The organism is Bilifractor sp. LCP21S3_F8 (genome assembly GCF_052117805.1).
Classification (GTDB): Bacteria; Bacillota; Clostridia; order Lachnospirales; family Lachnospiraceae; genus Bilifractor.
Map to the genome: position 1 here is coordinate 18573 of NZ_JBQKIK010000033.1, position 12672 is coordinate 31244.

Here is a 12672-nt window from a genome sequence, read left to right on the forward strand (position 1 = left end):
ACCGGTGCACGTGATATCTGTTCATGTGTATGTGCAATTGACAAGGCAGAAAACCGCTCTAAGTTAGAAATCGAGGTGTCATCTATGGCTCAGTTTACCTTGAAGCACAAGGATCATTTTCACGGAAGCGACCTGGAAAAAATAGAAGAGATCTACCATATCCCAAAGGAAAAGATCACCAGCTTTTCCGCCAACATCAATCCACTCGGAATCTCCCGCAATCTTCGGGAATCCATCAGTGAGCACATCGACGTCATTCAGACCTATCCTGACCGGGAGTATAAGGACCTTCGAAAAGTGATCGCAGAGTACGCGGGCACCACCTACGAAAATGTCATTGTCGGAAACGGCTCCACCGAGCTGATCTCCCTGATGATTCAGGCAGATGCACCGAAAAAAGCAATGATTCTCGGTCCCTCCTATTCCGAATACGAAAGAGAAATATCTCTGAGAGGCGGCCAGACCGTCTATTATCCTCTGAAAGAGGAGGAGGATTTTCAGCTGAATCCTGACGATCTCTGCCGTCATCTGACAGACGACCTGGATCTCCTGATTCTGTGTAATCCGAACAATCCGACCTCGACCGCGATCTCCAACGAGAAGATGCGCACCATCCTCGATGCCTGCATGGTGCACGGCATTTTTGTGATGGTGGATGAGACATATGTAGAATTTACGCACGCAGATGAAAAGATCTCTTCGGTTCCGCTTACCGACTCGTACACAAACATCGTTGTCCTGAGAGGCACTTCCAAATTCTTTGCTGCTCCGGGTCTCCGTCTCGGCTACGCGATCACCGGCAACACAGACCTGATCCGTAAGGTCATCTCCCTGCAGAACCCCTGGTCCATCAGCTCCATCGCCGAGGTCGCCGGAAGGCTGATGTTCAGCGATACGGAATATATCAATCAGACACGTCATCTGATCGACACCGAACGCACCCGGATCTACCGTGAGCTTCAGACCTGGAATACCATTAAAGTATACCGCCCGAAGGCGAACTTCATCCTCGTGCGGATTCTCCGGGAGGATATGGACGCGGACATTCTCTTCGACCACTGCATCCGGAAGGGGCTCATGATCCGCAACTGTTCCACCTTCCCCTTCCTCTCCAACAAATACTTCCGGTTCTGCTTCATGAATCCCGAAGACAACGACCGCCTCCTCGCCCAACTCCGCAGAGACGTGAATGTATAAGCTCTTCGAAAACATATCCAGGCCGCCTTCCGCGAAGCGTGTGTAAGAGACTGGATATGTTTTCGAAGGCAACAAGCATGAGCACGAAGGGACGCGCCAGCGGCACGAAAGTGTCTAAACCATCTCATTGATCACGCCGCTGCGGTAAGCCTTCAGTAGCTCCTTCAGCTCATCAATCCTCTCCTTCAGCCGGCGTCCGATATCTGTATCGCTGACATGAAGCCTGTGCGGCGCGTTCATAACCAGAATCCTGTCTCCGTGAATATCTGTCTCATTCCGGACGGCATCCTCCGTGGAGGTAAAAGGCTTCAGCGCCACCAGCTGCATTCCGTACGAATTGTAGATGAGAGTATACCCTGCAATCCCCGTCTTGCCCTGATATGCTTTCGAAAAGCCTCCGTCGATGATCAGCACCTTCCCGCTGCATTTCACGGGACTTTCGCCGGAACTTTGCAGCACCGGTACATGTCCGTTCACAATATGCGCGTCTTCTGGAAGACCGAATTCCCGAAGAACCCGGTTCATGATCTCCTCATTGTTTAAAAGCTGGTAGTACGGGTTTTTATGCTCGACATGTGTTTCCTTCTCCGCAATGAAATATCGCTCGAAGGTTGCCATTTTATCCTTCCCGAACAGAGGCGACTGCGGGCTGCACCAGATCCAGTAGATGATATCACGTCCTTTTTTCCGCTCTTCTTCGTTTACGGCGAAAAACGCCTTCCGAACGTACTTTTCCAGCTCGTCGTACAGCTCTCTCCCGCACAGTTTTTTCCCGAACACGTCTACCTTCATAAATTCTCCGTCTTCGGTCAGCGGCATACAGCCATGATAGAGAAGATTGTTGTTGTAGATACAGTACAGTTTTCCCTTGTTCAGGAGAAGATTCATATGCTGATAGAGCTTCTCACATTGCGTGAACGCCCGCTGCATCCGCTCCATCACCTCCGTCTCATCCGCCGTCAGGCGGTACGGATCCGATGGATCAATTGTCGGAAAATTATGATCAAGAAGTGCGTATTCCTTTCCGTCCAGCCGTATGACCCCTCTTTCGTAATCAATCTTGTCAAGAAGCATACGGTCCTCCATATGGAACTCCGGATGCTCTCCAAAGAGCTGTCCCTCCAGCTTAAACTGAATGATGGAAATTGCCTTGTGCATTCTCATGTTCAATTCATTTTCATTGGGCAGCCGGGTGCTGTTTTCTCCCTTCAGCCTGAAGAGAGAACAGGGATCATCGCCGTAGACCCGGGTGGCGAACGTTGCCAGAGGGATCATATTGATGCCGTATCCGTCCTCCAGAATGTCGAGATTCCCATATCTCGCACAAATTCTGAGAACTGTGGCGATACAGGGCAGCGATCCTGCGGAAGCTCCCATCCAGACGATGTCATGGTTGCCCCAGCAGATATCCAGAGAATGATAGCTCATCAGACGGTCCATGATTCTCTCCGGACCCGGACCCCTGTCATAGATATCACCCAGAATATGCAGATGATCCACAACCATCTGCTGAATCAGATGGCAGAGTGCCACGATAAAATCTTCCGCTCTCTGGATATCGATGATCGTATCCACAATAGAATTATAGTACGCCTCCTTGTCCAGAACATCCGGCTTCTCCGTGATCAGCTCCTCGATCACATAGGCATAGTCTTTCGGCAGCTGCTTACGCACCTTTGACCTCGTATATTTGGAGGATGCCTTCTTGCAGATCTGAATCAGCCGGTACAGAGTGATTTTGTACCAGTCGTCCATGTTCCCTTCCGTCTGACGTATGAGTGCCATCTTCTCATTTGGATAATAGATCAGCGTTGCCAGAGCGCTCTTGTCCGCCTCACTGAGCGTATGGTCGAACACCTCATCGATCTTTTTCTTTACGGAACCGGAGCCATTCTTCAGCACATGCGAAAAAGCCTCATATTCTCCGTGAATATCCGTGATAAAGTGTTCGGTACCCTTAGGCAGATTTCGTATAGCTTCCAGATTTATAATTTCTGTTGACGCAGCGGCAATGGTCGGATACAGCTCCGCCAGCCGCTGCAGGTATCTCAATTCCAGATTTTCCATGTAAAAGTCCTCCCTGTTTGTGCCCCTTTATCCAGATACCCTCCGGCCTGGTCTTGGATTTTTCCTGCCAGGTCTGTAGTTCTGCCTCCCAGGTCTGCGATTCTGCTCACCCGGCCTGTGGTTCTGCCGCCCAGATCTGTGATTCTGCTCACCCGGTCTGTAGTTCTTCCGCCCAGATCTGTGATTCTGCTCACCCGGCATGTGATTCTGCCGCCATGAATCTACCCCGCCTCCATCTGAAAATCAAACAGCGAGATCTGATTCGTCTCCGGCAGATCGGATATGATTCCCAGCCGGTCCAGTGTATCCGTAATGCTCTTGCCGACCTTCCCCCGCTGCCGCAGATCATCCTTGGACAAAAACTTTCCGTCCCGCGCCGCCAGTACGATGCTGTCTGCCGCAACAGAACCCAGGCCGTCAATGGCATCCAGCGAAGGCATCAGCTTTCCGTCAATAATCTGAAAACGATGCGGCTGCACCCGGTAGATATCTATCGGCATGAACTCAAAACCGCGGGCGTACATTTCCTCGACGAGACACATGTCGCCATACTGGTCCTGCTCCATCTTTGACAGAGAATCCTTGCGGGAATTGAACTCGTCCATGATCTCCTCCAAATGGCGCTGTCCCTGGCACATTTTCTCGTAGGAGAACGCCTTCGCGCGGATTGAGAAATATGCCGCATAATAAGCAAGCGGCCGGTACACCTTGTACCATCCCACGCGGTAGGCCATCATCACATAGGCCACGGCGTGGCCTTTCGGGAACATGTACTTGATCTTTTCACACGACCAGATATACCAGTCCGGAACACCGTGCTGTTTCATATCGGCCGTCCATTCCGGCCAGTTTTTACACTGTTTCTTCGCCACCTTCCCCTTTCGCACCATCTCCATGATGGAAAAGCTCTCCTCAGAATCCATTCCCTTGTTGATCAGGTAGACCATGATGTCATCACGACAGCAGATGGCAGTTCCCAGCGTACATTTTCCTTCCTTGATCAGCGTCTCGGCATTGCCGAGATAGACATCTGTGCCGTGGGACAGGCCTGAGATTCTGCATAGATCCGTAAAGTTCTGCGGCTTCGTATCAAAAAGCATCTGCATCGCAAAGCTTGTGCCGAACTCCGGGATCCCGAGTGTGCCCAGCCTGATGCCATGGATCTGCTCCGGCTGAAGTCCCAGCGCGCTGAGATTCTGGAACAGACTCATGACCTTTGGCTCATCGAGAGGGATTTTTGTCGCGTCTTCTCCGGTCAGGTCCTCCAGCATACGGATCATTGTCGGATCATCGTGTCCGAGAATATCCAGCTTCAGAAGGTTGGAATCGATCGAGTGATAATCAAAATGTGTGCTGACGATATCCGAATCCGGATCATCAGCGGGATGCTGCACCGGCGTAAAGGTATTGATGTCCCATCCCTGCGGCAGTACAACGATGCCGCCCGGATGCTGCCCGGTGGTTCTTCGTATTCCCACGCAGCCCTGTACGATCCGGTCGATCTCGCAGCTTCGCTTGTGTATGCCCTTTTCCTCATAGTAATTCTTCACAAATCCGAAGGCTGTCTTGTCCGCCAGCGTGCCGATGGTCCCTGCCTTGAACGTCTGACCCGCGCCGAAGATAACCGCGGTGTATGCGTGTGCCTTTGTCTGATACTCTCCCGAAAAGTTCAAGTCAATGTCCGGCTCCTTGTTCCCCTTGAAGCCGAGGAAGGTTTCAAAAGGAATGTTAAAGCCCAGCTTGTCCATGACTCTGCCGCAGACCGGACATTTCTTGTCCGGCATATCACATCCGGAATATCCCATTTTCCGGTATTTCACAACATCCGGCGTATCAAATTCCACGTGATGGTCATGATGGCACAGATAATGCGGCGGAAGCGGATTTACTTCTGTGATTCCTGACATGGTCGCCACAAAGGATGACCCGACAGAACCTCTCGATCCTACGAGATATCCGTCTTCATTGCATTTCCACACCAGCTTCTGCGCGATGATGTACATCACGGCATAACCGTTTGATATAATGGAGGTAAGCTCCCGCTCCAGTCTTGCCTGAACGATCTCCGGAAGATCCGGTCCGTAGATTTCATGCGCCCGGCGGTAGCAGATTGTGCGGAGCATCTCGTCAGAGTGCGGAATAACCGGAGGACATTTTTTCGGGTAAATCGGACTCATCCGCTCAATCATGTCACAGATTCTGTTCGTGTTGTCGATGACAACCTCCCTCGCCTTTTCTTCTCCGAGGTAAGCAAACTCGTCCATCATTTCTTCCGTGGTGCGAAGGTACAGCGGTGCCTGATTGTCCGCGTCCGCGAATTTCTTTCCGGCCATGATAATCCGCCGGTAAATCTCGTCCTGCGGATCCATGAAATGAACGTCGCAGGTAGCGACGACCGGCTTGTGAAACTGCTCTCCCAGCCGGATGATTTTCCGGTTGAGCTCCTGGAGATCCTCCTCACTGCTGACCGCCGGGTTTTTCTCGTCCTCAATGAGAAAACGATTGTTTCCGAGCGGCTGTATTTCGAGATAATCATAAAAGTTCACAATCTTCGCAATTTCCGTATCCGGCGCTCCCCTCAACAATGCCTGGTAGAGCTCTCCGGCCACACAGGCGGATCCGATGATCAGCCCCTCGCGGTGCTCCTGCACAAAGCTCTTGGGAAGCTTTGCCTGACGGTTAAAGTATTTCAGATGCGATTCGGATACACAGCGGTACAGATTTACTCTGCCCGCCTCGTTTTTTGCGAGAATGATCGCGTGGCTGGATTTCATCTTGCGGATTGCGTTCTGATTCACGCTTCCTTCCCGGTTCAGCGAATCCAGGTCATTAATCCCCTGTTCGCGAAGCATCGCCACAAATTTCACAAAAATCCAGGCCGTACATTCGGCGTCATCCACGGCACGGTGATGATGTTCCAGAGAAACTCCCACCGCCTTGGCAACCGTATCCAGCTTGAAACGGGACAGGTTCGGCAGAAGGAGCTGTGCCATCGCCACTGTATCCACATAAGTGAATTCCCAGTCAATCTTCTGCCTGCGGCACTCCATCTTGATAAATCCGGTATCAAAATCCGCGTTGTGGGCAACGAGAACAGCCCCTTTACAGAATTCGCGGAACCTTGGAAGAATCACCTCAATCGGCGGCGCGTCCTGAACCATTTCATCCGTAATGCTGGTCAGCTCCGTGATCCGGAAAGGAATCGGGACTTCGGGGTTTACGAATTCCGAAAAACGGTCGACAACCTCCCCCTTCTCCACCCGTACCGCACCGATTTCGATGATCTTGCATGTCAGGTTGGACAGACCGGTTGTCTCGATATCAAAAACCACATAGCTGTCATCAAGACTCTGCCCTCTGCTGTCGGTTGCAATTCCTTTCAGATCGTCCACCAGATACGCTTCCATGCCATAGATGACCTTAAAGGGTGCCCTGACCTTTTTCAGTTCATTCTTGTCCGCATCCGGATGTTCCTCGGCGTATTTTTTCTGATAAGACTCATCAATGGCCTCGAGGGCATGATTTGCCTCCGGAAAGGCCTGAACCACCCCGTGGTCGGTGATCGCGATCGCCGGCATTCCCCAGTCGTACGCCCGCTGTACCAGCTTTGAGGCGTCTGTAATGCCGTCCATATCGCTCATCTTCGTGTGGCAGTGCAGCTCCACGCGCTTCACCGGGCTGCTGTCATAGCGTCCATGCCGGAAGCTGGCCGACTTCCGGATTCCGATCACCGTCGATACGGTCAATTCGTGCTCATAGCTGTCCAGCATGATCCTGCCCTTCAGCTTGATGAATTTTCCCGCCTTCAATTCCCCGGCAAGCTCCTCCTTCTGCGACTGCATAATGAAGATTTTTGCCTGAATGGTGTCCGTATCATCGGTAACCGCAAAAATAACGAGTGCCTTCTCATTTCGCAGATCCCGCATGTCCATCGACAGAATCTGACCTCTGATAACCGCCTCCGAGGTTGTCTCATCGATCGACTCGATCGGAATGCTGTCCTCATTGAAGTTTCTTCCGTAGATCAGATTCGGATCATCATCCATCTTCAGGCGGTCGCCAAAGCCGAATCCTCCCCGTCCGGATCTCCGTGAAAAACGTCCTTTTCCGCCGGTGCCCTGTCTGATGCCGAAACCGCCTCGCCCAGACGATGCCGCAGTTCCCCCGTCTTCCCGCTTTCCCGAAACAGCTGCAGAATCCCTCTTTCCGGTCTCCGCACTCCCGTCTCCGTCCCCGGCAGTCTCCGCTATACCGTTTCTCTCCCGGCCTGCCTTGGAGTTCTCGAAGATATGCTTCGCCTGCGCCCGCATCTGCTGCGCGCTTCGCTTCAGGTCCTCCGATTCCTTCACCGGATAGAACTCCGTCGCGATCTCGATCGGCAGCCCGCAGCGGTACGTGAAAATATGGTCCAGAATACGGGTGAGCTCCGCGCACCGCTCATGTCCGATCACAGAATCTTCCAGCTCGATCTGCATGAGATTTTCCTCAGGAAAACTGATTTTCGCCGTCCGGAACAGGTATGCCAGGAAGATATCCTTTTTCTTCAGCTCGTACAGAATGCTCGTGCGGTATACCTCCAGCATTTTCTCCGGATTATACTGTCTGGAAAGGCGGAATTTCTCTGTGACCTTCACCGCAAAAGAAGCATCCGAAAAAAGCTGGCGATGGATTTCCCTCTCCAGCTGATCGATATATTTTTTGTGAATCCACTGCGGGCTCTCCAGATAAATGTGCAGAATACCGCGCTTCCGGTTATATGCAGCCTTTCTCACAACCGCGAACTGCAGATATTCCTCAAGCTCCCCCTCGAGCTCCAGATTTGGAAAAGCCTCTGTCAGCTTTCTGCTCTCCGGCGCTTCCGCATCTGCCGCACTTCCTGTTGAATCCTGCCGGATATCTGTTTCCTTCCGGATTCCCTTCTCGCCATGGATTTCAGTTTCTCTTTGCATTCCCTTTTCTTCCAGGATTCCAGTTTCCCCTTGCATTCCGTTTTCTTCTAGAATTTGCGTTTCACTCATCTGAGATCTGACTCTCCAATCACAATCCGGGATCCTCCCAATGTTCCAGTTCATCTCTGAGGGCATCCAGGAGCTGATCCTCCGGAACCTTTCGGATGATTTCGCCCCTGCGGATCAAAAGTCCCTCTCCCGTTCCTCCGGCGATTCCCAGATCCGCCTCTCTCGCTTCCCCGGGTCCGTTTACAACGCATCCCATCACCGCCACCTTCAGATTCAGCGGATAGTTCTCTGTCATCTTTTCTACTTCATTTGCCAGATGGATCAGATCGATCTGCGTTCTTCCGCAGGTCGGACAGGATACCACCTCAATGCCTCCCTTCCGAAGTCCGAGCGTCCGAAGGATAAACTTCGCGGTCCGGATCTCCTCAAGAGGATCTCCCGTCAGCGATACACGGATGGTATCACCGATTCCCTGATACAGAATGATGCCAAGTCCGATCGCCGATTTCAGATTGCCGGAATAAAGTGTCCCGGCCTCGGTGATGCCCACATGAAGCGGGTGATCGGTCCTTTTCGATATCAACTCATGTGCCTTCGCGCACATCATGACATTCGACGACTTAATGCTGATGACGAGGTTATCATACCCCATGTCCTCAATAATGGCAGTCTGCTTCAACGCGCTTTCCACAAGCGCCTCAGCAGTTACACCGCCGTACTTCTCCAGCAGATCCTTCTCCAGCGAGCCGCTGTTAACTCCGACACGGATCGGAATTTTCCTCTCCTTCGCGCAGTCTACAACCGCGCGCACCCTGTCGATGCTTCCGATGTTCCCGGGATTGATGCGTACCTTGTCTGCTCCGTGCTCCATCGCCGCAATCGCCAGCCGGTAATCAAAATGAATATCCGCAACAAGCGGTATCGCAATCTGTTTCTTTATCTCTGTGAGAGCCTCCGCGGCTTCCATCGTCGGAACCGTGCAGCGGATGATATCGCATCCCGCCTTTGTCAGCGCACGGATCTGTGCAACCGTCGCTTCCACATCCTCCGTCCTCGTATTTGTCATCGACTGAATCAGGATCGGATTCCCACCGCCGATCACTCTGTCTCCGATGCGCACTGTTTTCGTCTTCATAAACAAATTCCTTTCGTTTGCTGCAGCATCTGCCTCTGCCTTCTGCCCTCTACATTTCAGGAAACGCGGTGTGATACTTCCTGCGGTATTTTCGAAAAACAAACTCGATATCAAAACAGGTCTGTTCCTCGCTCTCCTCTGCCAGTTCCCATTCAGGCATATAATCAAGATTTGGAAAATAACAGTCCGCCTGGTAGATAAAACCAACCCGCGTCGCCAGAACCTCATCACAATACGGAAGCATCAGCTCATAGACCGAGGTGCCTCCGATAATAAAGATTTCATCCGTATTATACTTCTTCAGCTCCTCCAAGAGCTCTCTTTTGCTCCGGACTACAACAGCACCTGCCGGGTGAAAATTCGGATCTCTGGACAAAACAATGTTCACCCTTCCCTCCAGAGGCCGACCGCCCGGAAGGGAGTCATAAGTTCTTCTTCCCATCACCACGACATGACCGATCGTCGTATCCCGAAAAAACTTCATATCAGAAGGAATGTTCACCAGAAGATGTCCCTGATTACCGATTCCCCATTTCTGATCTGCACAAACAATCGCTTTCACTATCCAAACACCTCATCATTGTACAATTTCTTAAAAAACGCACACAGGATCGCCATGCCTGACTGCGATTCACTCTTTGCATAAACGAGATAAAACACGCTGCGCGAGTTTTATCTCGCTATCGCGACGCTCGCCGCACACGAATACTTCGCATTCGGCTGCGGCTCTCTGTTCGTGTAAATAAAAAAAGACCTGTTTCTCACAGATCTTCTGCCGACCGTAACGGTCAGATAACAAGGCTGCCATCCTGAAGATCCCCGCTGCTCCTGCAGGCATTTCCATTCAGCTTCTATTCTATAAATCACGCCACAGGTTGTCAACCGGAAGGCTTACCGGCCTTGCGGGAGCATGGCTTCATCCCGTCCGTCAGCTCTCGCACAAAGCCTGCAGGGCAGGATTTCACAATGCCTGTACCATATGTAAATCCACAAATGGAAGCAGGCATGTGAGACTCTTCACCCTTCTGACCAGCCGTGATCAGCTTGTCCATTTTCTGCCACGGCCGGATCAGGACCAGCTGGCTGCATTCTTGTCCGAACAGATCTCAAACATCGTCTTGCCCGGATTCAGCAGAATCTTATTGCCGTTGCTGTCAAAATATTCTGTATTGTCATTCTGATCAGCTTTCTCCCATGTAATCGGAATGGCTTTTCCATCCGTGAAGAATACGCCTGTCCCGGAAGTAAACAGATTCATATCGAGATGCACATTATCGTCCAGATGCCACTCACTGACATACTGTACGATGATGTTCTTGAACTTCAGCTGCTCACCCGTCTCCTGATCTATGTGCTCCGAGCCGTACTCATACCGGTAGTACTGCCGGTCCTCTGTATTGAACACAAAATAAGGATCATCGTACTTGAACGGAATGTGAACGGTATTCGCCACCTCTCCGTTGATGTCCGTATCCGCGGTATTAAATGCAAGATTCGGCGCATAGCCCTCGGGGTAAGCCCTGTTATATCCAAGGCTGTCCGCATCACTTGTAAGAGAAGATCCCGCGACATAAACATTGTGAGGCGCCTTGCGATCCTCCGAGCGGTAAAACCCGCCCGCAGTCATTCCATTGATGTCCTCCATGTTCTGAGAGGTGATCAGATCCTGTGCCTGCTGACTCCAGCCGTAATGAGAATAGACCGCCTCGTTATCCATCGCAAAATATACAAAATACGGGCGCGCACTTCTCACAGGTCCGATCTTGCCGATGTTGGAAGGATCCTGGAACACCGCCATCAGACGTGTGATATTTCCCTCAACCTCAATCTCATACAAGAGGTCCGCCTGATTAATGCCGGATTGTGGCACCGCCGGCTGCAGGTTATTGATCATGATCGCTATCGGTCTTCTGGTCCCAGCGGCGACATCTACCGGCTCTCCGGTCAGGTAACTGTACATCTGCCCTTCCGGAAGTGTACTCTCCGGCTCCGGTGCTTCCGTCGGAGTCTCCTCAGGCGTCGAAGTCGGTGTCGCAGAAGGCGTAACCGTCGGAGTGCCGGTCGGTGATGGCGCAGCGGTGACCAGTGCTACCGAGTCATCAACAGTTTCCGCCTTCCCGCACCCTGCGGCAAGCCCTGCGCCGATCGTCAGACATAACAAAGCCATAATATATTTCTTTCTCAATCGTTCAAATCCCCCAATTCCTGTCTTTGTAAGGATATCCTGCATCTCTGCAAAGGTATCCTGATGCCAGTGTTGATGCTGTTATCTCTGCACCGATACCTTGCACGGACAGCCTCTGTACCAATGCCTCCTGCGGGCAGCTGCGTGCCGCGCACAGCCAACAGCCAACAGCCAACAGCCAACAATCACATTATAGTTCATCGCGCATGATATGGCAAGTTGTTCAAAGGATTGCCCTGTTATTTATATTTTATTATGCGTTTTTACCATTTTCGTCGACTGTTTCGTACAAAAACAGATATTTACCCACCTCCAGTACTCTCACCTGGATACTTTTTATGCCTCCTCTTTATCAAGCTGAGAGGTGCAGTGCGGACATCTTGTAGCCTCAAGCGGAATCTCAGACTTGCAGTACGGGCAGATCTTCGTGACCGGTTTTTCCTCTTCCTTCTGCTTTCCGACAAGTTTGTCAGCACCCTCATGCATTTTGTTGATCGTTTTGATTACCATGAACAGCACCAGCGCGATGAGCAGGAAATTGATGACGGCAGCAATAAATGTGCCAAGTCCAAGCACCGGTGCATCCTTTCCGGCGCCCATCGTAATATTCCACTGATCAAAGCTGATGCCGCCTGTTATCACAGAGATCAACGGCATAATGATGTTGTTCACCAGCGCATTTACAATGGCGGTAAAAGCACTGCCAATGATAATGCCGACTGCCATATCCATGACGTTGCCGCGCGAGATAAACTCCTTAAATTCCTTCATAAATCCTTTCATCGATTCTTCCTCCTCTGGTCTGTACCTGATTAAAGCATCTGTTTCTGCCGGCGTTCTGCACATCCCGGCTTAATCTGATTATAATCAATTCTCCTGTGCCGCACAACGCAAAAATAAACTCCTGTGACAGGGCCCCACAGGCCTTGCACACAGGAGTTTACAATTTCGATTAAACGATACCTGACTGCTGTCAGAAGACGCAGACAGTAATGGCCATACGATAAGTCGTGCCACACACTGTATAAGTCCCCGCGTCACTTCGCTGCTTCGCAGCTTCCGTGCCGCTAACAGGTATGAGCATTCCCGCGTTGCTTCGCACCGCTCCATGCTCATACCTGTTGTCGTCG

General features: G+C 51.5%; 9 protein-coding genes. 1 reads left to right on the forward strand and 8 read right to left on the reverse strand.

Translation table 11 applies throughout. The features are described from left to right. Positions 1–84 precede the first annotated feature (84 nt). Positions 85–1197, forward strand: coding sequence for a pyridoxal phosphate-dependent aminotransferase (locus ACTQ3A_RS12370; RefSeq protein WP_441494993.1), 1113 nt, complete (start codon positions 85–87; stop codon positions 1195–1197). Positions 1198–1311: 114 nt separating this feature from the next. On the opposite strand, the gene ACTQ3A_RS12375 is transcribed toward ACTQ3A_RS12370, so the two are convergent. The 8 genes from ACTQ3A_RS12375 to mscL form a co-directional block, all read right to left on the reverse strand. After that, entirely contained in the window at positions 1312–3264 is a 1953-nt protein-coding gene (locus ACTQ3A_RS12375) for a fructose-1,6-bisphosphatase (protein ID WP_441494994.1), read from the reverse strand. Continuing rightward, a complete protein-coding gene (locus tag ACTQ3A_RS12380; protein ID WP_441494995.1) occupies positions 3246–3458 on the reverse strand; it encodes a hypothetical protein in 213 nt (70 codons plus the stop codon). Before ACTQ3A_RS12380 ends, ACTQ3A_RS12375 begins: the two co-directional genes overlap by 19 nt. Positions 3459–3485: 27 nt before the next feature. Continuing rightward, positions 3486–8249, reverse strand: a complete 4764-nt coding sequence (locus ACTQ3A_RS12385) for a PolC-type DNA polymerase III (protein WP_441494996.1) — start codon at positions 8247–8249, stop codon at positions 3486–3488. Positions 8250–8301: 52 nt separating this feature from the next. Then, positions 8302–9357, reverse strand: coding sequence for a flavodoxin-dependent (E)-4-hydroxy-3-methylbut-2-enyl-diphosphate synthase (gene ispG / locus ACTQ3A_RS12390; RefSeq protein WP_441494997.1), 1056 nt, complete (start codon positions 9355–9357; stop codon positions 8302–8304). A 49-nt stretch (positions 9358–9406) separates the two neighbouring features. Next, a complete protein-coding gene (locus ACTQ3A_RS12395; RefSeq protein WP_441494998.1) occupies positions 9407–9919 on the reverse strand; it encodes a dihydrofolate reductase in 513 nt (170 codons plus the stop codon). A 316-nt stretch (positions 9920–10235) separates the two neighbouring features. Then, positions 10236–10409, reverse strand: coding sequence for a hypothetical protein (locus ACTQ3A_RS12400; RefSeq protein ID WP_441494999.1), 174 nt, complete (start codon positions 10407–10409; stop codon positions 10236–10238). 17 nt (positions 10410–10426) lie between these two features. After that, positions 10427–11542 carry a DUF3048 domain-containing protein gene (locus tag ACTQ3A_RS12405; RefSeq protein ID WP_441495000.1) on the reverse strand — a complete coding sequence of 372 codons (1116 nt, stop codon included), beginning with the start codon at positions 11540–11542 and terminating at the stop codon, positions 10427–10429. 336 nt (positions 11543–11878) lie between these two features. After that, entirely contained in the window at positions 11879–12325 is a 447-nt protein-coding gene (gene mscL / locus ACTQ3A_RS12410) for a large conductance mechanosensitive channel protein MscL (RefSeq protein ID WP_441099793.1), read from the reverse strand. Positions 12326–12672 lie beyond the last annotated feature (347 nt).